The organism is Capnocytophaga cynodegmi DSM 19736 (assembly GCF_000379185.1).
In the GTDB taxonomy this organism is placed as follows: domain Bacteria; phylum Bacteroidota; class Bacteroidia; order Flavobacteriales; family Flavobacteriaceae; genus Capnocytophaga; species Capnocytophaga cynodegmi.
Map to the genome: position 1 here is coordinate 1 of NZ_KB900717.1, position 24,476 is coordinate 24,476.

Annotated in this window: 22 protein-coding genes; 16 read left to right on the forward strand and 6 right to left on the reverse strand. The window is 34.0% G+C overall.

Annotation, left to right across the window (positions count from 1 at the left end):
• The 13 genes from YW9_RS0106510 to rfbB all read left to right on the forward strand — a co-directional run.
• On the forward strand, positions 1–180 hold a 180-nt coding region (locus YW9_RS0106510), incomplete at its 5' end, for a transposase (RefSeq protein ID WP_018279061.1).
• A 700-nt stretch (positions 181–880) separates the two neighbouring features.
• A complete protein-coding gene (locus tag YW9_RS0106515; RefSeq protein ID WP_018279385.1) occupies positions 881–1,645 on the forward strand; it encodes a hypothetical protein in 765 nt (254 codons plus the stop codon).
• The gene (locus tag YW9_RS0106520; RefSeq protein WP_155848737.1) at positions 1,608–2,534 is read left to right on the forward strand and encodes a glycosyltransferase family 2 protein; all 927 of its coding nucleotides are present in this window, start codon (positions 1,608–1,610) and stop codon (positions 2,532–2,534) included. Before YW9_RS0106515 ends, YW9_RS0106520 begins: the two co-directional genes overlap by 38 nt.
• Positions 2,531–3,595 carry a glycosyltransferase family 4 protein gene (locus YW9_RS13055; protein WP_018279387.1) on the forward strand — a complete coding sequence of 355 codons (1,065 nt, stop codon included), beginning with the start codon at positions 2,531–2,533 and terminating at the stop codon, positions 3,593–3,595. Before YW9_RS0106520 ends, YW9_RS13055 begins: the two co-directional genes overlap by 4 nt.
• Positions 3,576–4,406 (forward strand): glycosyltransferase family 2 protein, encoded by an 831-nt coding sequence (locus YW9_RS0106530; RefSeq protein ID WP_018279388.1) that lies wholly within the window; start codon positions 3,576–3,578, stop codon positions 4,404–4,406. The genes YW9_RS13055 and YW9_RS0106530 overlap by 20 nt, the downstream gene beginning before the upstream one ends.
• A 68-nt stretch (positions 4,407–4,474) precedes the next feature.
• Positions 4,475–4,798, forward strand: coding sequence for an L-rhamnose mutarotase (locus YW9_RS0106535; protein ID WP_018279389.1), 324 nt, complete (start codon positions 4,475–4,477; stop codon positions 4,796–4,798).
• A gap of 10 nt (positions 4,799–4,808) precedes the next feature.
• On the forward strand, positions 4,809–5,681 hold the full coding sequence (rfbA, locus tag YW9_RS0106540; RefSeq protein ID WP_018279390.1) for a glucose-1-phosphate thymidylyltransferase RfbA: 873 nt from the start codon (positions 4,809–4,811) through the stop codon (positions 5,679–5,681).
• 74 nt (positions 5,682–5,755) lie between these two features.
• Positions 5,756–6,094, forward strand: a complete 339-nt coding sequence (locus YW9_RS0106545) for a hypothetical protein (RefSeq protein ID WP_018279391.1) — start codon at positions 5,756–5,758, stop codon at positions 6,092–6,094.
• Positions 6,095–6,174: 80 nt separating this feature from the next.
• Positions 6,175–6,747 carry a dTDP-4-dehydrorhamnose 3,5-epimerase gene (rfbC, locus tag YW9_RS0106550; protein WP_018279392.1) on the forward strand — a complete coding sequence of 191 codons (573 nt, stop codon included), beginning with the start codon at positions 6,175–6,177 and terminating at the stop codon, positions 6,745–6,747.
• Positions 6,748–6,892: 145 nt separating this feature from the next.
• Positions 6,893–7,348: a hypothetical protein gene (locus YW9_RS0106555; RefSeq protein ID WP_231555503.1), complete on the forward strand. Its 456-nt coding sequence runs from the start codon at positions 6,893–6,895 to the stop codon at positions 7,346–7,348.
• Between the two features lie 25 nt (positions 7,349–7,373).
• Complete coding sequence (gene rfbD, locus YW9_RS0106560) at positions 7,374–8,216, forward strand: dTDP-4-dehydrorhamnose reductase (protein ID WP_018279394.1); 843 nt, start codon at positions 7,374–7,376, stop codon at positions 8,214–8,216.
• 48 nt (positions 8,217–8,264) lie between these two features.
• On the forward strand, positions 8,265–8,615 hold the full coding sequence (locus YW9_RS0106565) for a four helix bundle protein (RefSeq protein ID WP_018279395.1): 351 nt from the start codon (positions 8,265–8,267) through the stop codon (positions 8,613–8,615).
• 68 nt (positions 8,616–8,683) lie between these two features.
• Positions 8,684–9,742, forward strand: a complete 1,059-nt coding sequence (rfbB, locus tag YW9_RS0106570; protein ID WP_018279396.1) for a dTDP-glucose 4,6-dehydratase — start codon at positions 8,684–8,686, stop codon at positions 9,740–9,742.
• 680 nt (positions 9,743–10,422) lie between these two features.
• Here rfbB and YW9_RS0106575 read toward each other — a convergent pair.
• The 6 genes from YW9_RS0106575 to YW9_RS0106605 form a co-directional block, all read right to left on the reverse strand.
• Positions 10,423–12,204 (reverse strand): chloride channel protein, encoded by a 1,782-nt coding sequence (locus tag YW9_RS0106575; protein ID WP_018279397.1) that lies wholly within the window; start codon positions 12,202–12,204, stop codon positions 10,423–10,425.
• Between the two features lie 259 nt (positions 12,205–12,463).
• Positions 12,464–13,198: a DUF6261 family protein gene (locus YW9_RS0106585; RefSeq protein ID WP_018279399.1), complete on the reverse strand. Its 735-nt coding sequence runs from the start codon at positions 13,196–13,198 to the stop codon at positions 12,464–12,466.
• 405 nt (positions 13,199–13,603) lie between these two features.
• The gene (locus YW9_RS0106590; protein WP_018279400.1) at positions 13,604–14,629 is read right to left on the reverse strand and encodes a cytochrome-c peroxidase; all 1,026 of its coding nucleotides are present in this window, start codon (positions 14,627–14,629) and stop codon (positions 13,604–13,606) included.
• Between the two features lie 472 nt (positions 14,630–15,101).
• The gene (locus tag YW9_RS12615; RefSeq protein ID WP_018279401.1) at positions 15,102–15,572 is read right to left on the reverse strand and encodes a hypothetical protein; all 471 of its coding nucleotides are present in this window, start codon (positions 15,570–15,572) and stop codon (positions 15,102–15,104) included.
• Positions 15,573–15,588: 16 nt separating this feature from the next.
• On the reverse strand, positions 15,589–16,830 hold the full coding sequence (gene rocD, locus YW9_RS0106600; protein WP_018279402.1) for an ornithine--oxo-acid transaminase: 1,242 nt from the start codon (positions 16,828–16,830) through the stop codon (positions 15,589–15,591).
• A gap of 74 nt (positions 16,831–16,904) precedes the next feature.
• Positions 16,905–17,666 (reverse strand): creatininase family protein, encoded by a 762-nt coding sequence (locus YW9_RS0106605; protein WP_018279403.1) that lies wholly within the window; start codon positions 17,664–17,666, stop codon positions 16,905–16,907.
• 97 nt (positions 17,667–17,763) lie between these two features.
• On the opposite strand from YW9_RS0106605, the gene trpS reads away from it, so the two are divergent.
• The 3 genes from trpS (at position 17,764) to YW9_RS0106620 (ending at position 23,872) form a co-directional block, all read left to right on the forward strand.
• Complete coding sequence (gene trpS, locus YW9_RS0106610; protein WP_018279404.1) at positions 17,764–18,732, forward strand: tryptophan--tRNA ligase; 969 nt, start codon at positions 17,764–17,766, stop codon at positions 18,730–18,732.
• 125 nt (positions 18,733–18,857) lie between these two features.
• Positions 18,858–20,783, forward strand: coding sequence for a hypothetical protein (locus tag YW9_RS0106615; protein WP_018279405.1), 1,926 nt, complete (start codon positions 18,858–18,860; stop codon positions 20,781–20,783).
• Positions 20,784–20,935: 152 nt separating this feature from the next.
• Complete coding sequence (locus tag YW9_RS0106620) at positions 20,936–23,872, forward strand: Eco57I restriction-modification methylase domain-containing protein (RefSeq protein WP_018279406.1); 2,937 nt, start codon at positions 20,936–20,938, stop codon at positions 23,870–23,872.
• The last annotated feature ends 604 nt before the right edge of the window (positions 23,873–24,476 follow it).

The following is a 24,476-nucleotide window of genomic DNA, read 5'->3' on the forward strand; positions in this document are numbered from 1 at the left end:
GGACAAAATGAAAACATTTATTTTGACGAAGAATTATATAAAAATCGGTTTAAAATAGAGAGGAGTTTTGCGTGGCTTGATGGTTTTAAAAGATTGATTATAAGATATGAAACCCTAAACACAACTTGGATGGCTATGTTGTATATAGGGATTATACTAACATTTATTCGAAAAGTTTAAACAAGTTTATTATTAAGAAATGTAAAATCTTCTTTAGGTTAAATCAAAGTTTGAATAAATAAAAGAAGTTTTTATTTACGTTTTTAGTACTCAAACATAAAAATTTCATCATTCATAGAATAAGACACCTCATTCTATGAATGGTTCTATTTTCAAAATCAACATACTTTATTCTGAAAGAAACTACTAGAATCATAAAGAGTATTAGCTTAAAATTAAGAGAATGTTTCAATCCATTTTATGCTTATATTTACAAATGACTTAATGCATGAAACTAAAATTTCACTTTTAACTTATACCCTTTAAGGGTAGTGCTAAGGTAATTTTTCACATGAAGTTTATATTGAACTTACGAAATATAACATTATTTTTAATCATAATATTCTCAGGGTTTTATTTAACAAAGATTTTACCCTTAAGTCCAGTGTATATATTTTTCACTATAGGATTCTTGATCCTTTTCACTCACTTGTTTTTTAATAGTTCAACTATTCGGATAAGCAAATTTTCAATATATTATTTTCTCTACCTCTCGTACCTTATAGTCTCTCAAATTTTTCTTGAGCCAGACATAAGTTCTCTAATAAATGTTCTATTTTCTTTAAGTTACTTCTTGATAACTTTAAACGTAGCTATCTACACTAACGGTAATGTTTTAATAAAATATTCACGATACTTTATCTATTTCACTATATTACTATTGATTGTAGAGGCACTTTGGCGTTTATCTCATCCTATTTTCGTTATAGAAGGATCAGGAAAAGATTATAGGGACATTGAGGGTATGCTTTTCTATGCATATAAATTTTCAAGTATAATGTTTATTGATTCAAATTTTGTTGGCACGTATGGATTGATAGCTTTTTTCTATTATTTCTTTCTGTTAAGGAAGAAATATGTAAGGAGTAAAAAGCCTCTACTTATCATAGCAATCTTAATTGTGACTACTTTATCTAGAAGTGCTATCATTACGGTACCTATTACCATTTCATTCATTTATTTGCTGACTATCAAAGTAAGACTTCATCACATTTTAACAGGAATGATTTTTTTTACCATGCTAATATTATTCATTGCTCCTCGATTAGCAAATGATTTAAGTTTTTTAAGTAAATTTGAAATATTAGACCTAACATATAAATACTTGCAAGAATGCTCCTTGGGAGAATTCTTATTCGGCATCGGGTTTGGTAATACGGTTAAATATTTAGGTATAGGTGCACATAATTTATTTGTAACTCACTTAGTTGAATCGGGCTTGATTGGTCTTACATTTTTTTTAGCAATTAATCTCATATTAATAAGACCAACTCAAAAATATAGTTTATATTTGACAATTCCTTTATTTATTAGTGGGATGTCATTGGTAGGACATGCCATTTCTTACTACTATGCCTGTTTAGCTTTAATATATGTATTACAATTCAATGAAAGAAAAAATATCGGTCTTAATACCAACTTATAATGTTGAAAAATTTGTAGAACAAGCTCTAAGAAGTGTAATGAACCAAACGTATTCCAATTTGGAAATAATTATTGTTGATGATTGTTCTACAGATAACACGTATGAAATTCTTACAAAAATAGCCGAAGAAGATGATCGTATAAAGCTATTAAGAAATGAAACAAATTTAAAAATTGCTGAAACACTGAATTTAGCATTAAAACAATCCACCGGGAAATATATAGTTCGAATGGATGGGGATGATATTTCACATCCTGAACGAATAAACATCCTATATATTTTTTTGAAAAACAATCCTGATATTAAATTAGTTGGATCTAACTATTCTTTTATTGATGAAGAAAATAATAGTATAAAAAAAGAAGTTTTACAGCCTGAAACTTTTCAAACCATAAAGAAAGTAGCAATGTATAGTTCACCTGTTCTTCATATTTGGATGACTTATAGGGATATTTATACAAAATATGGAAATTACAGAATGGCAGGTGTTGAAGACTATGATTTTATCTTAAGGCTTATTTCAAACAATGTCAAGCTTGCTAATATTCAAAAAAATATTTATTCCGTTCGACTTCGAAATGGTAATACAATTTCTTCTATGGGGCTTTTACAACGAAAGGCTTTTAACTATACAAAAAAATTATATCGGGAAAGAATACTTTCTAATTCAAATAAAGATAGCTATTCATTGAAAAACTATCAAAATGCCATAAAATCAACTCGTTTTGAAAACAAAATGTATCAAAAATCGGCCATTATGTACAAAAAATTCATCCTTAGAAGTAAGAGAGAAGGAATTGTATATTTGCTTTTAGCTATTCTTTTCTCTCCTTACTATCAATTACAATATTTAATAAATAGAGCTTTATATAAAATACATAACAAATGAAAATAGCTTATATTTTACCTTCTATAGAAAATAGAGGTCCAATTGTTTTTACAAAATATCTAATAGATGGATTGAAGGATAAAGTTGAGGAAATTATTGTTTTTTATTTTGAAAAAACTCCTAATCCAATTGATTTGGGAGTGGAAACCAGAAAAATCAATTTTTTCGAGAAGTTTGATTTTGATTATTTTGACATTATACACTCAACAATGTTAAAACCTGATTTATACTTATACTACCATCGTAAAAGTATGGAAAAAAAATCTGTTTCCTCTCTACATAACATGATAAAAGAGGACCTTAAATTTAATTATGGTTTTATTCGGAGGCATTTATACCAATTCATATGGAAAAAAATATTGTCTAGAAAAAATCTACCTCTAGTTGTTTCTTCTTTTGAGATGTTAAAATATTATGAAGATTTTCTACAGCGAAAATCTTTGATTACTATTATTCCTTACGGGATAACAAAAAAACAGATAAAAGAAATAGGTTTGGAAGATAGAGACAAAATCACAAAATTAAAACAAAAATATACCCTTATAGGTAGTGTTGGATTGGTAATCAAACGAAAAGGATTCGAACAATTAGTATATTTTTTACAAAAAAATAAAAACTATGCTGTTGTTATAATAGGAGATGGCTCTGAAAAAGAAAGTTTACTAAATCTTTCTGAATCGCTTAACGTCTCCGATAGGTTTATTATCTTAGGTTTCAAAAATGATTCATATAATTATTACAAATATTTTGATATATATACTTTAGTTTCTTATTCGGAAGGATTTGGTTTGGCTATGTTAGAAGCAATGGCTTACGGCCTTCCTATTGTTTGTACAGATTTGCCCATTTATAAAGGTTATTTTAACAACACTCAAGTCGGACTATTTGAAAGCGGGAACATAGAGAGTTTATCAAAAGCTATTCACTTAGTTAGTGATCATAAAAGTGAATATAGTGATGCATCTAAAAAATTATTTGAAAATGAATTTTCTTCATCTGTGATGGGAGAAAAGCATTTTGAATTTTACAATAAATTAAAAAATGACAAAACTAACCGCTAGTATTGTTCTTTATAAAACAAAAGAATCCGATTTAAAAAGAGTAATTGATAGTTTTTTCAACACCAATAATATTGATTTACATCTTTTTCTAGTAGATAACTCTCCTACAGATGAACTAAGGAGAATCCATAAAGAGTTCTACGCTGATAAACCGATTTCATATATTTTCAATAATGAGAATTTAGGTTATGGTGCTGCTCATAATATAGCAATCAGAAAAGCAATGAAAATAGACAGTACATACCACATTATATTAAATCCTGACATATATTTTGAAGAAAACACTATCGAAAAACTTACTGAATATATGGAGAGCAATCCAAATGTAGGCAATACAATGCCTAAAATCATTTATCCTGATGGTAAGTTACAATATTTATGCAAATTGCTCCCATCTCCTATAGACCTGATTTTCAGACGATTCATTCCTTTAAAAAAATGGAAAAATAAAATCAATGAAAAATATGAACTACACAATTTTAGCTATGACAGAGTAATGAATATTCCGAATTTATCAGGATGTTTTATGTTTTTACGAGTTGATATTTTGAAAAAAGTAGGCTTGTTTGATGAAAATATTTTCATGTACTTGGAAGATATTGACCTAAATCGTAGGATACATCAAAAATATCAAACTTCTTTCTATCCCTCTGCAATAGTCGTTCACGAACATCAAAAAGAATCATACAAAAACAAAAAGCTACTAAAAGCTCATATAAAATCTGCTATGTATTACTTTAATAAGTATGGCTGGTTTTTTGATAAGGAACGAAAAAAAATGAATAGAAAAGTTTTAGATTCTCTCAACTAAATCATACATTTGGCTACCCTAAATATCATTCTTAGCTACTTTTAAGAATTTTAAACCAATAAAATAATATGAAACGCTTCGGACAAGTTATCAAAATAAAACCTGAAAAATTAGCCTATTATCGGGAGTTACACGCCAATCCGTGGCAATCCGTTTTGGATAAAATCCACGAATGTAACATTCGCAATTATTCCATTTTTTTACTCAATGATAAGCTTCTTTTCGCTTATTTTGAATATATTGGAAACAATTTTGAAGAAGATATGCAAAAAATGGCTGCCGACTCCGAAACGCGACGTTGGTGGGCAGAGACCGATCCTTGCCAACAACCCTTGGAACTCAAAGAAGGCGAATGGTGGCACACAATGGAAGAAATTTTTCACACAAAATAAGTAAAATACTATGAAAGGAATTATTCTAGCAGGAGGCTCAGGAACAAGGCTTTACCCTATTACAAAAGGTATTTCAAAGCAGTTACTACCTATATATGACAAACCGATGGTTTACTATCCACTTTCGGTGCTGATGTTGGCAGGTATTCGTGAAGTTTTGGTGATTTCGACCCCGCAAGACTTGCCTGGTTTTCAGCGACTTTTAGGTGATGGCAGCGACTACGGAATTTCAATTAGTTATGCCGAGCAACCCTCACCCGACGGACTGGCACAAGCCTTCATCATCGGAGAGCAATTCATTGGAAATAATGATGTTTGCCTCGTATTGGGCGATAATATTTTCTACGGACAAAGTTTCACCAAAATGCTTCTGCAATCCGTTGAAACCGCTGAAAAAGAGCGTAAAGCAACCGTTTTCGGTTACTACGTCAAAGACCCTGAACGTTACGGAGTTGCCGAATTTGATGCAGAAGGAAACGTACTTTCCATCGAAGAGAAACCCGAAAAACCAAAATCGCATTATGCTGTAGTGGGGCTGTATTTCTATCCGAATAAAGTTGTAAATGTGGCCAAAAACATAAAACCTTCGGCACGTGGAGAATTGGAAATCACCACAGTAAACCAACAGTTTTTGAAAGACAACGAACTGAAAGTCCAACTATTAGGACGAGGTTTTGCGTGGCTTGACACAGGCACACACGATTCACTTTCAGAGGCTTCCAACTTCGTAGAAACTATTGAGAAAAGACAAGGACTTAAAATATCGTGTTTGGAAGAAATTGCCTACAAAAAAGGCTGGATTTCTGCCGAAAAAATCCGAGAGTTAGCCCAACCAATGCTAAAAAATCAATACGGGCAATATTTGTTAGAGTTGATTAAATAGCTTTTCAATTTTCTATTTACAAAAAATGGATTAACTTTCAAATAGGAAACCATTTCACACAAATAAAACAAAAAATGAAGATAATAAGTACAGAATTCAGAGACCAAGAGGCAATTTCTTGGGAAGATTTGGAGGATTTTCTAAATAAAAGCATTTATGAGGAAGGTTTTGTTGTTTTGAGTGATGACAAACAACCGAATTATATCCAAATGGCTGAAATGGAAACAGAAAAGGGTTGGAAATGGAGTGTAGAGGTTCGTTTATATCAATCAGATGTGATTTTTCAGCATTTCAGACGATTTTTCAATAGTCCTGAAGAAGCTATCCCTGTTTTCAAAGTTATCTATTATGATGAAAACTTCGACTATGACGAACCAAATTGGAAAGATGTAACCAACGAGTTCGTAGAATAGCAATCCAAAAGATATATTTGGGAGAAAAATAAATTCAACATCAATTACAAACAGAAACATACCTGAAAAGCAACAGCACTATGAACATAATCCAAACAGAAATAAAAGACGTTATCATCATTGAACCTAAAATTTTCGGCGATGAGCGCGGATACTTTTTTGAGTCGTTTTCACAAGAAAAGTTCGTAGAACAAGTTTGTAAAACAACTTTCGTACAGGATAACGAGTCAAAATCGCGTTACGGTGTGGTAAGGGGATTGCATTTCCAGAAACCTCCGTTTTCGCAGTCGAAATTGGTACGCGTAGTAGTAGGAAAGGTTTTGGACGTTGCAGTCGATATCCGCAAAGGTTCGCCTACTTTTGGCAAACACGTAGCCGTTGAGCTTTCTGCCGAAAACAAGGGACAATTGTTCGTTCCTAGAGGTTTTGCTCACGGATTTGCCGTGCTGAGCGAGGAAGTCATTTTTCAATATAAGTGCGACAATTACTACAATCCCGAAGAAGAAGGAAGCGTTTTGTGGAACGACCCTGCGTTGCAAATCGATTGGAAAATCCCTCATCAAAATATTATTCTTTCGCAAAAAGACAAAGAAAGCCCCTTGCTGAAAGATGCTTTTCACTTCGATTATGACACAATCCTGTATAAAAATTAATTCATTTATTCAGAAAATCATCAAAATATATTTTTTTATCATGAAAAATTATTTGCTACTATCCGTTTTATTTTTAATGATTTCAAATGCAATCAATGCACAATTTGTTAAACAAATATCGATTACTCCTAAAATAGGTTATGGAATGAGTTATCCTCAAAAAAGTACCAATAAGATAATTTCCCAAGGATTTATTACAGAAGGTGAACTAATCTTGAAAATAACTTCTTGGGTAGATATCAAACCTTATATAGGAGCAGTATTTACAGATTCAAGATGGAAGGACATCTACAATAAAGCGATTAACGAAAAGGTATCTACAAATGCATTATTATTAGGTGCAAAAGCACGACTTCGTATTCCGATTCCTTGGGTATCACCTTTTATTGAAATTGGGATAGGAACTTCAGTGGGCAAATTCGAAACAATCACCCACTACGAAAATATTAGTAAAAAAGGTATTATTCAGCATTTTCCTTTTGCTTTAGGATTGGAATTAGGTAAAAATAATAAAGTTGACCTTGTCTTTTCATATTATTCTCAATGGTCTGTAAGTCAAACTACTGGAGGATTTATGGCTGGAATAAATATTCCTTTATAATGCAATATTTTTTGGCAAATACACAATGAAAAACATATTAATTACAGGAGCTAACGGACAATTAGGCTCTGAGATTCAGAATATTCAAGGAAAAACCAAAAATTACTTCTTTACAGATGCTTCGGACTTGGACATTACCGACCGACAGGCAATTTCGGATTTCGTAAAGAAAAATAACATTCAGATTGTGGTTAATTGTGCCGCATATACTAACGTGGATAAAGCCGAAGACGACATACAAACCGCCAACCTGATAAATAACATCGCAGTAGGGTATTTGGCAGAAGTCTGCAAGGAAAACAACGCTTCTCTTATTCATATATCAACGGATTATGTTTTTGGAGGCACTAAAAACACACCTTACTCCGAAACAGACCCTACGGAACCGCTGGGAATTTACGGACGAACGAAATTAGAGGGCGAAAAAGCCATTCAGAATGCGGATATTGATTATCTTATCATCAGAACCTCGTGGTTGTACTCGCTTTCCTTTGGGCATAACTTCGTCAAAACCATTCAACGATTGAGTTCTGAACGCAATGAACTCAAAGTAGTTTTCGACCAAGTTGGGACGCCCACAAATGCTCGTGACTTAGCTGCATTTATCGTCCATATCATTGAGAAAAATTTGTACAAAAAACGCGAGGTGTATCATTTCTCAAATGAAGGCGTATGCTCGTGGTTCGACTTCGCTACCGAAATCGTTCGTATGTCAGGGAATGATTGTCTGATTAAACCCTGCTTGTCGAGCGAATTCCCAAGTAAGGTAAAACGTCCAAGTTATTCGGTTTTGGACAAATCAAAGCTAAAAAACGATTTTAATTATACAATTTCACATTGGAAAGAGGCTTTGAAAGAGATAAAGTAAGTTACAAGGAACAAGAAACAAGTTTTCCGAAAGGAAATCAACCGACAAATGGCAAACGAATTAGAAGACAGATTATTTAATTTTTCTATCCGTGTAATTAACGGAGTTCGCAAACTGCCCAATGAAAAAGAATACAAGGTAATTGCGTACCAACTGATAAAATCAGCAACCTCAGTAGGAGCAAATTATCAGGAAGCACAAGGAGCAGTGTCACAGGCTGATTTTACTAATAAAATAGGATTATGCCTAAAAGAAATCAGAGAGACAAACTATTGGATACGAATTATCATTGCAATTTACCATAATGAAAAGACAGATTGGGAAACTTTAAAACAGGAGAGTAACGAATTGAAGAATATTTTAGCTTCAATCTATAACAAAATGAAATTAAAAAAATAGAAATCAATACACATCAAACTAACTTGGTACTTGTTAATTGGTTTTTGGTTACTTAAAAAACACTTCAAATGAAAAAAAACATTTTAATAACAGGCGGAGCTGGATTTATAGGCTCGCACGTGGTTCGGTTGTTTGTAAACAAATATCCTGACTACAGAATAATCAATTTGGATTTACTAACGTATGCCGGAAACTTGGAAAACCTCAAAGATATAGAGAAATCACCTAACTACGAGTTCGTAAAGGCTGATATCTGCGACTTTCAGGCTATGAAGCAACTCATAGAGAGCAAAAACATCAGCGGAATTATCCATTTGGCAGCAGAAAGCCACGTAGACCGCAGCATTAAAGACCCTTTTACCTTCGCGAAGACCAATGTTATGGGTACGCTATCACTTCTACAGGCAGCACGTGAGGTTTGGAACGGCAATTGGGACGGAAAGCTGTTCTACCACGTCTCCACCGATGAGGTGTATGGTGCTTTGCAGATGGACAACACGCTTTTCACAGAAAACACAAAGTACGACCCACATTCGCCCTATTCGGCATCGAAAGCCTCATCCGACCACTTCGTTCGAGCTTATCAAGACACCTACGGACTTCCGACAGTTATCTCTAACTGCTCCAATAACTACGGAAGCTATCAGTTTCCTGAAAAATTAATTCCTTTATTCATCAATAACATTCGGAATAATAAGCCATTACCCGTTTACGGACGAGGCGAAAACGTGCGAGATTGGCTCTACGTTGAAGACCACGCCAGAGCAATTGACGTAATATTCCACAAGGGTAAAATTGGCAATACGTACAACATCGGGGGCTTTAATGAATGGAAAAACATCGACTTGATACGCGTCATCATCAAAGAAGTAGATAAGCAGTTGGGTCGCCCTGAAGGAAGCTCGGAAAAACTCATTACGTTTGTTACTGACCGAGCAGGACACGACCTTCGTTATGCTATTGACGCTACAAAAATTAAGGAAGAGCTTGGTTGGGAGCCTTCCTTGCAGTTCGAAGAGGGAATTCAGCGTACCGTAGCTTGGTATCTGCAAAATCAAGAGTGGCTAGATACCATCACCAGTGGCGACTACCAAAAATATTACGACCAGATGTATAAAAATAGGTAGAATAGTAGTTATCTAATCGAAATAATACTTTCAATTTTTTGGACAATAAGATTGTAAAAGGTTTTGCGAAAGCGAAGCCTTTTCTTATTTAAAGCTGTCAGGCTGAGAGAAGTCGAAGCCTCTGACAAAGAACTTCGACTCCGCCTAGTTTAACAAAATTGTAAATACTCTGTAAATTAAATAGAAAACAAATAGAAATAGTTTTGATAATAAGGCTTCGACTTCGCTCAGCCTGACAAAATATTATATTCTTAGCGTTCAAAATAACAATATCATAGAAAAAGAGAAAACAAAAACTATCTAAATAGAATACTTGTCGTTTTTTCTTTTCTTCATAGCATCAAATTAATAACAAATAACATCCCCCTACCCCCTTAAAAGGGGGAATAAAAAACACACCACTGATTTATAAATCTCATAGAATTAAAAAAATAACTTAACAATCCCCCTACCCCCTTGAAAGGGGGAATAAAAAACACATCACTGATTTATAAATCTCATAGAATTAAAAAAATAACTTAACAATCTCCCTTTTAAGGGGGCAAGGGGGATATAAAACAATCATTCAAAAACAATTATTTTTTAAATTCATATAAATCAGTCAAAAAAAATAAAAAAGCGACAACTATCCAAACGGAATACTTGTCGCTTTTTGTTTTCTTATAGGTTTCTGATTAATTTTACGTAGAAAAATAAATCAAATTCTTGCGGTAAGCTGTCAAGAGTTTAGATTTCGACACAAATCCTACATAAACACCTTCTTTAACTACAGGCAAATTCCACGCATTAGTCTTCTGGAATTTATCCATTATGTCCGCCATCTTATCTTTCTCCATTCGGATTATATCAGGAGGAGATTGCATCACGTCTTTCACCTTTACACTTTCATACAACTCGTGTTTGAACATTATTGTACGAATATTATCCAGCAAGATAACACCTTCAAACATTTTTGTACTTGGGTGAATTACAGGAAATACATTTCTGTTAGATTTTACCACCGCGTTATCTATCAACTCCCCTAACGTCATCTGTGCTGTTACTGGGATAAGATTTTTTTCGATAACAGAGTCAATATCCATCAGTGTAAGAATTTTCTGGTCTTTATCGTGCGTTATGAGATTACCTTCTAAAGCCAAACGCTTGGTATATAAAGAGTGTTTTATATAATATTTAGATAGCCCAAAGGAAACAGAGGCTACAATCATCAGTGGGATAAATAGCGTATAGCCACCGGTAAGCTCCGCTATGAGGAAGATAGCTGTTAAGGGAGCGTGTAACACTCCGGCTACGAGTCCTGCCATTGCCACCAGGGTAAAACTTGCCAACGGCACTGAGTGTCCAAACAACTCCAACTGATTGGCGGTTCTGGCAAATAGGTTTCCTAATATACCTCCTGTGAAAAGAGCTGGAGAAAACACCCCTCCTACTCCACCTGCTCCTACTGTAGTTGCCATCGCCACCACTTTGAAAAGAACTAATCCTGACATCAATGCAATAATAGACCACGCACTTTCTACTTCCCAATTAAAAGCATTCTGCAATACATCTTTCGGATTGCCACTAATGAGCGTATTCATTACCTCAAAACCCTCTCCATAAAGTGGAGGAATAAAAAAGATAACCAGCCCCAACATCAGTCCGCCAAAGAACAGACGTTTCACATACGACTCTATTTCATCAAAATAGGATACAATTCGCTGATAAGCTGTGCAGAAATAGATTGAAACCAAGCCCGTAAAGCCACCCAATAGCACGTAGTAAGGTACATCTTCTAGAGTAAACTCTCCATCTAAGTTAATAGGCATCAGAATTTCATTTCCTAAGAAGAAGTACGACGTTAAAACAGCCAATAAGGACGAAGCCATCAGCGGAAGTAATGATAATAGCGTTAAATCCAAGCTAAAAACCTCAATTGCAAACACTATTGCAGCTACAGGAGCCTTAAACATTGCCGCCATTGTAGCTGAACAAGCACAAGCAATCAGCAGCATACGCTCCGATTGATTAATGTGAAATAACTTACTTATATACGAGCTAAAACTCGCTCCTGAAATTACCATCGGTCCTTCCAAACCTGTAGAACCACCAAAACCCACCGTGAATGGTGCTGTAATAAGACTTGCATACATCTGTTTGGAAGGGATAAGTCCTTTCAGACGTGAAATTGCATACAACGTGTAAGGAATTCCTGGTTCAGGACGCTTTTTTATGACATATTTTATAATGAAATATACTATCAAAAAGCCTATCGTAGGAAAAAAAAAGTAAAAAGCTCTGTGATACGATGCCACCAAGCTATTTTGAAGTATATGTTGAATCAGCAACGTAAATTTTTTGATAAAAACAGCCATAATACCCGACACAATACCTATAACAGCGCACAAAATCAGTATGAATTGTTGATTAGTAAGGTGTTTGGACTTCCAAATCAAAAATTTTACAAGTTTTCTCTTTTCCATTTTTATAAAATTGAAAAATAAAGTAGCATTACATCGTTTTTATATAAATTATCCGAATGACGAAAAGTAAAAAATACATTTTACTGCAACAAAATTACAATATATATTTTGTTATTGGTATCAGTTTACTCAAATCTGACGAAAAATTTATGAGCATCAAACAAAACAGAGCTAAAGCCTTTAAAAAATAAGACCTTAACTCTATTTCATCACTAAATCTAATTCTATTTTTTCTAATAAATGATTTTCTTACTCCAATTTACATTACTTCAGGAAGAACTTTCTTATTCTTTCTTGCTTTGATTTGTGTTTTATGATAATTAAGCAATTCCTGTAACTCGCTAATTAGCGGTTTGTAATCTTTATCCTCATATTCCGACGCACAGAAATCGATAGCTACAAAAAGTTTATTTAATTCCTTGTCTGCTTGTTGCCTAATAGCTTTCGCATCTACTTCGGGCAGACTCGCAACTTCAGAAGTACGAGAACGGAAAAGTCTTTCAAATTCCTCATTGGCTTTCTTCAGGCGAACAAACAAATCCGTAAGATGCAATGCAGAAAGAGCCTTTTTGATAGCTTCATCTGCTTCCATTTCAGCTATTAACTGGTTCGTTTTCTCAGTTTGTGAGGTATTATTTTCCTTAACGATGCTTTTTCCGTACTTCGATAGCCACAAATGAAGCGTTTTAGCATTATCAGAGTAAGGCGAAATACCTAATTGTTTAAAATTATTAATCAAATTGAAAATAACTATTGTTATTTTATCCCGTAACTTATTGGCAGCAGCTATTTCAGAAGTTAAACCACTTGTTTTCTCTTGAATTTTGATTTTTTCCAACTCTGGTTGAAGTAATGCTACCCTGTCGTAGGCTTTTTTCAGAGCTAATTCTTCCAGATTATGTTTTGAAACGATTTCTAAAATACGTCCTACTACCAACGGATATTCGCTATTTCTCAGCTTAGAGAAACTGAAAATAAGTTTTGTTGTCTTCATAAGTTTTTCTTTTTAAGCATTAAATTTGCTTCAAAAATACTCACTTCTTCTATAAATAACAAATTATTTAACAAGGATTTAGCATATCTGTCATATCTATTAAACAGATAGAAGTTTACAACAAATCTTTCACAACATTTCAGTTGAATTAGTAACAACTAAAAGAAAAGTTTTCTTACATTTTATTTTATATTCTAAGAAAACTTTTTTATAATAGTTTTCTGTTTAAATTTATGTAATAAAACTTTCCGATGACAACTTCTTATTTCAATTTATGAAAGAAAATGGTTTGATTATTACTTTCCATTCAGATTTTTATTAAAAAAGATTTTTCTTACAAAAATTCAATTAGAAAACTAATAAACTACTAAAAAAAGCACTCCTTTTCAGAGTGCTTTTCAGTTATTATAATCTTTTTTGACTATCTTCAATATCAGAAGTCAATGTTTTTAAGAATGCTACAATATCATCAACTTGCTTTTCTGTCAAATCTTTGTTTGATTGTAGTTTAGCCATTATTCTAACAGCATCTTCCAGCTTTTCAACAGAGCCATCGTGGAAGTATGGAGTTGTTTTTTCGATATTTCGCAGTCCAGGAACTTTAAAGAAGTACTTTTCAGCTTCGTTTTTAGTTAAGTCAGACAGACCTGCATCAATCTTTTTACTTTTGGTATGTTCCCAATAATTTCCGAACAAGCCAAACTTCTGAAACATCTGTCCTCCAAGAGCTACCCCCGAGTGGCAAGTTATACAGCTGTTATCCACAAAGGCTTTTAGTCCATCTTTTTCCTGCTGATTCAAAGCCTGTTCATCACCATCTAAAAACTTGTCGAATCGTGATGCGGGATTCAGCGTACGCTCGAAAGCACCAATGGCATTGGCAATGTTCTTAAAGGTAATAGGCTGCTCTTGGTCAGGATACACCACTTTGAACAAATCTTGATATTCCGCTACCTGTTGTAACTTCTTCTCCAAAAATTCTGCACTTGGAATATTGTGTTCTACAGGGTTTAAGATAGGACCTTCGGCTTGTTCTTCCACATCTTTGGCTCTTCCGTCCCAAAACTGCATTGCGTGTAAACTTGCGTGTAGCACGGTAGGTGAATTCCTTGCTCCCAACTCCTTTGTATCCCCTGGTGAAGTTGGCAAGTTATCCACACCGAAGGTTTCCAAGTTGTGGCAAGAATTACAACTAATGTTTCCGTCCTTTGACAGACGCGTGTCAAAATACAACTTCTTACCCAAGGCAATTTTCTCCTCTGAGATTTCTGGCTTAGGCACGGAACTAACCGATTTGAAGAATGTTTCGGCTGTTTTTAGCAATTCCGACTTGGTTTGTGCAGGTTCTGCATCTGTAACAGACTGCTTCTTAGGCGTGTTATTACAACTTATGAACACCCCAAGCGATACTAATAGATAAATTTTACGCATACGTGTTGTTAGATTTTGTTAGTCGCACAAATTTGGCTCTTTTTTTTTCAATTTCCTATTTTTAAACATTGTTTTTTATTATAATCATATAACTAACTCTTATATAATCGTATCTTTATATCTTATTTTTTTTATAAACCTATAGAAAACACTGTGAATCTGCACTTTATTAATTATAACATTTTAATAAAAATAATTTCCTACTGCTTTTCAGTTTTCGTGAAATAATTTTTTAGTTTTCGATATGAAAATAATCTCACAAAAAGCAAAAAAGACAACCTCCAAGTATTATCTTTTCAATTTTAAGCTAACAAACAAAAGTCTTAACCCTTGCAATTTGATTTAGCAAGAGCAAACCTTTGGAAAAAAGTATTTTAGAATACAAAGCTATTCGCAAAATGTTTGCCCTGACATCGAAAAAAAATATTGACCTCGCAGGGATTGCGAGGTCAATATAAAACATAATGTATAACTAAAAATCTTGATTAATAGCACCTCCAAATAACATTCCCGCAAATATCATAAGAAAACCTATAAGATATATTGAAATAATAACAATCGTAAATATTCCTATAAACTTATAATGTGATTTTAAGGAGGAAAAACTCTCTGAAAAGGCTTGGTTATCTGTAAGGTTCAAAGCTTTTTTCATTTTTACAGAAAAGTCATACAGATACTTTAGCGGAAAGAAGTAAACCAAGACTATTATGAGGTAGGTAACCCCCAAAATACCTGGATTAAAAGGTGTATTCAACTGATAGGAGATAAACGACCCTACAGTAAGCATTAAAACAGCTATCAAACACATAATTACTAGTCCTACAAAGCCCACGATGGCCAGAAACTTCGCCCATTTTGCTGTCTGCGAAAGGTTTTCTTTAATAAACGATGTAACTTCTAACTTTTGGTTGTCTTCTCTGAAGAAATTAATTTGATTTTCCATTGGTATATACTTTAAATTATTTCTCAAACTCCTTTAATGTACTTATGATAATGTCAATACATTCTTTTAACTGGCTTTCATTCATTACCAAAGGAGGTGCAAAACGAATAATGTTGCCGTGTGTAGGCTTTGCCAGTAGCCCTTTATCTCGCATACGCAAACAAATGTTCCACACTGTATCGCTTTCTTCTGTATCATTAATAACTACTGCGTTTAACAATCCCTTTCCACGTACCAAGATTGCAATATTTGAGTTTTTGATGTACTCGCCAATTTCCCTACGGAAGATTTCACCCAATTTTTGAGCGTTTTCAGCTAAGTTTTCATCTTTGGCAACTTGTAATGCTTCAATCGCAACGGCAGCCGCCACGGGATTCCCTCCGAAAGTACTTCCGTGTTGTCCTGGCTTAATCACCTCCATAATATGGCTATCGGCAAGTACAGCACTTACTGGATACGCTCCCCCACTGAGGGCTTTACCCAGCACCAACATATCAGGCTTTACATTTTCGTGGTCAACAGCCAATCGCTTACCTGTACGAGCAATTCCTGTCTGTACTTCATCAGCGATGAAGAGTACATTATGTTTTTCGCAAAGATTTTTAGCACCACTAAGGAAGCCTTCTGACGGAACGTACACTCCTGCTTCACCTTGTATGGGCTCTACCAGAAATCCAGCCACGTTCGGATTTTTTGCTAACGTTTGTTCCAATGCTTGTAGGTCATCATACGGAATGGTTATAAATCCAGGCGTGTACGGTCCGAAATTTTTTCTCGCATTCTTATCTGACGAGAAAGAAACCACTGTGGTAGTTCGCCCGTGGAAATTCTGCTCACAAACTACGATGATGGCTTGGCTTTCTGGCACTCCCTTCTTCTCGTACGCCCACTTTCTGCATATTTTAATGGCAGTTTCTACAGCTTCTGCCCCTGTGTTCATTGGCAACATTCTGTCAAAACCGAAATACTCAGTTACGTATTTTTCATAAACGCCTAATTTATCGTTGTAAAAGGCACGTGATGTGAGCGTAAGAGTTTGAGCCTGTTTTGTCATTGCCCCTATAATTCGCGGGTGGCAGTGACCTTGATTTACAGCCGAGTAAGCCGACAAAAAATCAAAATACTTTTTTCCTTCCAAATCCCATACGTAAACACCTTCTCCTTTGCTTAAAACCACAGGAAGCGGATGATAATTATGTGCTCCGTACTTATCTTCAAGCTCCATCGCTTTTTCAGATGATAATTTTTCTGTTGTCATATAATATGTTTCTTTTCTGATAGTTATAAAAAGTTTTGCAAGATATAAAATAATTTGTTTTACACAAAAAAAAATTACTGATAAGGATTTTCGATATCTAATTTATCCAATTGCACCAGAATATTGCCTATTTTCTCAGTAATATACTTAAAATAACGCTCCCCTTTTTGTGCATCAGCCAATTTAGGATTACCGATACCTGTATCTGCAGTAACTTTACTCCACTGGCGTTCTGCCCACATCCAACCTTGTGTGAATTCAGTTATTTTGTGCTTGTTTTCGGCTCCGTCACCAGCTTGTGATAGCGGAAGTACCAAATCAGGACGTAAATACATTAACAGACTGGTTTCCATCTCATCGGCGTGGTCTCCGATAATGTCAAAATAATTTTTCTTCTCTGGATTTTGAAACCAATTGCATAAAGAAATATACATTTTGGGGAATTTTAGCCCTAATTCACGCAGAATCGGTTTGAAATCATTTCCTCCGTGGCTATTGAGAATAACAAGTTTGTATATTCCTTGCCGATTTAGGGTTTCGACAATATCAGACAACAAAATAAGTTGTGTACTGGGGTTAATATTGATGTCTAACGTGATGTCAGCCTGTCCTGTGTTTACTCCAAAAGGGATAGTTGGTAGTACAATCACCTTACTGCATTGTTCCCACGCAATCCGAGCCGATTCGGCGGCAATGTATTCCGATTCAATAACATCGGTAGCATACGGAAGATGATAATTATGGGCTTCAGTGGCTCCCCACGGAAGAATAGCAACTGAAAAATGAGTATCCTTCACAGCTTTCCAATTGGTTTCAGCCAATATGTAAGGTCGCATATCTGATTTTAATTTTGGTTGAAGCACAAAGATATAAAAAATCTAAAATGTTTTTGTAATTTTGTCCACTTTAACAATTTTGAAAATTCACAACAATATGGCAAGGATATTAACAGGCATACAAAGTACAGGAACTCCACACTTAGGAAATATTTTAGGAGCTATCATACCCGCAATACAAATGGCACAGAATCCTCAAAACGATTCTTTTTTGTTTATTGCTGATATGCATTCACTTACACAAATCAAAAATGGCGAAGAACTTCGCTCCAACACCTATAGCGTTGCTGCTACGTGGTTAGCCTTTGGGTTGGATTACAATCGGATTGTTTTTTATCGCCAAAGTGATGTCCCTCAAACAGCGGAACTCACTTGGTATTTGAGTTGCTTTTTCCCATATCAACGACTTACACTAGCACATTCGTTCAAGGATAAAGCAGACCGCTTGGAAGACGTCAACACAGGGCTTTTCACTTACCCTATGTTAATGGCTGCCGACATTTTACTTTATGATGCAGAAATAGTACCTGTTGGAAAAGACCAATTACAACATCTTGAAATGGCAAGAGATGTAGCTTCCCGATTTAACCATCAAATGGGAGAAACTTTTGTACTTCCTCAGGCTAAAATTGAGGAACGCATAATGATAATCCCAGGAACAGACGGAGAAAAGATGAGTAAATCACGAAACAATTTCATCAATATTTTTCTTCCTGAAAAACAACTCCGCAAACAAGTAATGGCGATACAAACCGATAGCACTCCATTAGAAGAACCTAAAAACCCCGAAACGTGCAATGTTTTTGCTTTGTATAAATTAATCGCATCTGAAGAGCAAACACAACAGATGAAAAGCAATTATTTAGCAGGAAACTATGGCTACGGACACGCCAAACAAGCTCTTTTTGAACTTATGTTAGAAAAATTTGCTGAACCTCGCCAAAAATTCAACTATTATATGGAAAATTTGGAGGAATTAGACAAAATACTACAAGAAGGAGCATTAAAAGCTCAGAAAACAGCCAACGAAGTACTCAAAAGAGTTCGTAAAAAAGTAGGATACTAATTGAAATATTCTCCCACAGATTACACGGATTTACACAGAGAAAAATTATAACAAACCAGATATAAAAAATCCGTAATAATCCTTGTAATCTGTGGGACAACTACATAAAAACAAAACAAACAACTATGAAAAAGATATATTTAATTATTTTGTTTTTAACTTCATTCTGTGGTTTTTCACAAACGGAAGAAGAGGTACACAAAGAACTTGAGGAACTTTTCACCAATTGTAAAAACACAAATCCTAATGATATTCTTCCCTTTTATGTGGATAGAAAATTAGGACTTATGAATAAGAAAACGATGCAAACCCTCGTTAATCCTATCCATACTAATGTTTATATCCAAAGTCTCTCACCAATTAAGGGAAAAGTGAGTTATGATTTGTTTGTCGAGCATTATTATACATTTTCGGTTGACAACAATTGGAAAATTTCAACTAAAAAAGAAATAAATTACTCTTGTGTTCTACATTCTCCTCCTTATAAGAAACCAAAATATGAATTTGTACCTTCGGATAAGTTATCAAAAGGGTTTCAGATAAAAAACAGAACTGTATTTTTCGCCAAAGAATATGAAAGTTGTAACTATTTTGGAGATAATGATGTTTTTAAGTATAAAGGAAAATACTATTTAATTGTATGTAAAAAAGTTGAAGATGGATATTTGTATGCTATTATAGACCAACAAGGTAATATTTCAGAGCATTTTAATTACAAACATTCGTGGATTGATGTAAACAAATATGCTTCCAATGAAAATGACGTTTGGCTTACAGTTCAAGACTCGGCAATGAGTAAGGATAAAGTAATAGGCTTTATCAATATGTCAGGAGAAGAAAAATTGAAGAATCAAGTTCCTGATGATATTTCTGCCTTAACGGTAATTTTCGGCTACGGAATAGCCAAAAATATTAATAAAGAAAATTATGCTGTTGTGGATTTGGTAAAAATGCAATGGGTTATTCCTCCACAAGACAAATTGGTTTTCAAAGACTTAATTGTGGACACCGACAAGAAAGTTAATCGGCACGATATTAAAAATCGGGCAAAATGTCATATTCTGATAAGTACAGATATCTATTCAAAAAGTTTTTATATGGACTTCAGCGGAAAAAAATTCCTTCCGAAAGAGTTTGACAATCAAGAAGAAAACCTAACTCCAGAAACATTTGCCCAAAATAAGATAAAAGACTTCTTTAAAGACTACGATGCGAACACCATTGGCAATATTTTGTATTTCCAACGAGGATTTGACACAGGATACATTGATGCAGAAACAATGGAAGAAATCGTTCCGCCTTCAGGCAGTCCAATCCTAATACAAGATGAACTTTCTACTCCCAAAATTAAAGGGCAACTTTATTCTCTCAATGATTTTTTTGAGTTTGAATATCACCCTACAAGTGGTTTGGAACTGAAACGTATTGAAAAAGATGATTTGTTTTCAAAAGTTATTGATGCAGATGTAACCACTGCATATACTTCAGAAAAACCTAAAAGAGTAACTCCCAACAACAAGAATTTTGAATATGTTGACATCATTACTCATAATGGAAACACCTATGTTTTAGCACGAAAGTTATCAAAAGAAAATCCTATGATGGGAATTATTGATAAAAAAGAAGAAATTTTGTCTCCATTTGAGTTTGAATACGAAACGATTGAGCAAAATACGTATGCAAAAGATAATATTTGGTTTCTGACCAAGAAAAAAGGAGAAGAATACAGCCATTTTACGAGTATTTCGGGTGATACAAAAACTCTGTTTATCAAGGAAATAAAGAAAAAACGATTAGGATACGCCATTGCAGAATCTATAAATAATACAATGGGAGTTATTGACCTTACCACAATGCAATGGGTTATCGAACCTCAAAAGCAGCTACATTTTTTAGATTTCAGACATACCTCAAAAGAAGAAATTGACATACAAAACACTGAAAACAGAACAAAAGCAACACTATATATTCTCGTATATCAAGATGATTGTCAATACTTCATTGATTTGAAAGGCAAAAAGTATATTCCTGAAAAATATTTAAACAAATAAAGTATCTAAATTTGTAAAAAATAAAATGCAAAATATTCCCACAGATTTTACAGATTTACACAGATGAATAATTACAACAAATTAACCACAAAAAATCCGCGTTAATCTGTGAAATCTGTGGGACAACTACATAAAATTCAAAACCAAAACCAATGGCTTTATTTCAAAAAACTGTTTTAGTAAAATATACTAACCAAATAAACAAAGAATTGTTATCAGAAAAGTGGGAACTTTACAAAGCACACTTTCACAATCCGCAAATACAAGAAAACATCTACAATTCAAAAGAAGAACAATACCAAGAAGGCTTTCTTAGGGATTTGTTTGTGAATATTTTAGGTTACACACTCAATCCTGCCGACAATTTCAACCTTACCACAGAGTATAAAAACATAAAAGACAGCAAAAAAGCAGATGGTGCCATCATTATCAATCAAAAAGTACGTGCCATTATTGAGCTGAAAGGTACAAATACTACCGACCTTTCTAAAATTGAAGCTCAAGCCTTCGGGTACAAAAACAACCAACCCGATTGTACCTACGTAATCACTTCCAACTTTGAAAAATTACGGTTTTATATTGATAATGCAGTTGATTTTCTGGAATTCAATTTGTTTAATTTATCTGAAAATGACTTCAAAAACCTATTTTTGTGTTTGGCTTTCCAAAACATCAGCCAAGATATCCCAAAAAAGATAAAACAAGAGTCTGTAAGTCAGGAAGAAGCCATCACTAAAAAGCTTTATAAGGATTATTCGGCTTTCAAACAAACACTATTTGTCAGTTTATGCCAACTAAATCCGGATATTGACCAACTCATATTATTCAAAAAATCACAAAAACTGCTCGACCGCTTTCTGTTTCTCTTTTTTGCTGAAGACAGCTACCTATTGCCTTCAAATTCAGTACGAACCATTCTAAACCAATGGGACAAGCTCAAAGAACTGGACGCTTACATTCCGCTTTACGAGCGATTTAAGCAATTTTTTGGTTACCTAAACAACGGAAACAAAGAAAAAGAAATATTCGCTTACAACGGTGGGCTTTTCAAACCTGATGAAATCCTTGAACAGCTCCAAATTGACGATAATCTGCTGTATCAGAACACAAAAAAACTATCCGAATATGATTTTAACAGCGAAATTGACGTTAATATCCTTGGGCATATCTTTGAAAACTCCCTCAATGAACTTGATGAGATACAAGCTCAAATTCAAGGACAAACTATTGACAAAGCACAAACCAAAAGAAAGAAAGACGGCGTCTTCTACACACCAAAGTACATCACAAAATACATCGTTGAGAACACCATTGGCAAACTTTGCGATCAAAAAAAGCAAGAAATACAGCTAAACGACGAAGATTTTGCTAAAAGTAAGCCAAAAAAGACCAAAGAACAGCTTCTCACCAAGCTAAAAACCTATCGAGAATGGCTTTTACAGCTCACTATCATTGACCCTGCCTGTGGTAGCGGTGCTTTTTTGAATGAAGCACTCAATTTTTTAATCGCAGAACACCAATATTTGGACGAATTGGAGGGCAAACTCTTTGGAGCAAGTATCACTTTCCAAAATGTGGAGAACAGTATCTTGGAAAACAACCTCTTTGGCGTGGATTTGAATGAAGAAAGCGTGGAAATAGCCAAACTTTCTCTCTGGCTACGCACCGCACAAAGAGGACGTAAGCTCAATGACCTTTCTGCCAACATAAAATGCGGAAACTCCCTTATCAGTGACCCTGAAGTGGCAGGTGAAAAGGCATTTGACTGGCAAAAAGCCTTCCCCAAAGTGTTTGAGAAAGGAGGATTTGATGTAGTTATCGGAAATCCGCCGTATTTAAATTTAACAAAAAATAATACTGAAGAGAAATTTTTGAATTATTATACTCTTTCGTTTAATAGTATAAAGAAAGCAAATTCTAAGAATATATTTACACTATTTAATGAATTAAGTATTTATATTGCATCAAATAAAGGCTTAGTTTCTTTTATTATTCCTGAAGGATTTCTTAAAACAAGAAGTTATGAGGATTGTGTATCTATAATGAATAAAAAAGGACAAATAACAAAAGCTATTTACTTTGAAGATTGGGTCTTTGAAGATGCAACAACAGGCAGTATTATTTTTGAATATATCAATAATAAAGAAAAAAAAATTCAATTTAGAGAATTTTTATTTAGGAAAAATCACAGTATAATTGAAATAAATAATACTGACAACCCAATAGTTTCTAAATATGAAAAACTTAATTTTCCTAATCTTTCTGAAATAGCGGTACTATTTAAGGGAATGGCAGTAAAAGACAGAAGTGATAATATTTTTGTCAAAAAACAAAATCACGAAGATATTTTCTTATTAGGAAATTGTATTGACAGATATTTAATCAAAAACAGATTTTATACAAACTATAATAATTTGATTATTTCAGGAGGAACTAAAAGTAGAGAGAAATATGATATTTCTCCAAGAATCTTAATAAGGCGAACAGGAAATATTTTATGTTGTACATTTATAGAAAATCCTGTATTAACTGAAAGTACATTATACTCCTGCTATCCAAAAAAAGAAAACAATTTTGGATATTATGACATCTATTACATATTAGGAATATTAAATTCGAAATTATTGACTTATATTGTTCAGCAAAAAATGATAACTAATGAACAAGCTTTTCCACAAATATTAATGGCTGATTTACAATTATTAAAAATACCTAATATCATTATAGATGAACAATTAGAATTTTCTGAAAAAATCAGAAAAATGCTTTCTTTACATAAGGAATTGCGAGAGGTATCGGACAAGTTCAGCCGTATGGTAGTTAGGAAGTTTGAATTAGGTGATAATTTACCCAAAAAACTGCAAACGTGGCACGAGCTTTCGTTTAAAGAGTTCGTAAAAGAGCTTGGCAAACTAAAAATAAAGCTAAGTTTGTCGCAAGAAGCCGAGTGGGAAGATTATTTCTTGCAGGAACAGAAAAAAGCACAGCAAATAGCTACCCAAATCACTCAAACCGATAAAGAAATCGACCAAATGGTATACAAACTCTACAACCTAACCGAAGAGGAAATAAAAATTGTGGAGTCGTAATACTATTATTTTAATAAAGATTATAAAAACATCCCCCTACCCCCTTCAAAGGGGAATTTTTGTAACTAAAAACACCTAATTTCATTCCCCCTTTGAAGAGAACAGGAGGATGTAAAAAATCTAAAAGAAAAAACACCTGATTTTATTCCCCCTTTGAAGGGGGCAGGGGGATGTAAACAAATCTAAAAGAAAAAAACACCTGATTTTATTCCTCCTTTGAAGGAAGCAGGGGGATGTGAACAAATCTAAAGAAAAAACACCTGATTTTATTCCTCCTTTGAAGGAAGCAGGGGGATGTGAACAAATCTAAAGAAAAAACACCTAATTTTATTCCCCCTTTTGAAGGGGGCAGGGGGATGTAAACAAATCTAAAAGAAAAAAACACCTGATTTTATTCCTCCTTTGAAGGGAGCAGGGGGATGTGAACAAATCTAAACGAAAAAAACACCTAATTTTATTCCCCCTTTTGAAGGGAGTAGGGGGATGTAAACAAATCTAAAGAAAAAACCACTTGCTTTATCAATATAATATTTCTATCTTTGTCTACAAAGGATTTGTTTTTCATTACAATAACAAAAAATCGAACTACAATAACAACATTTGT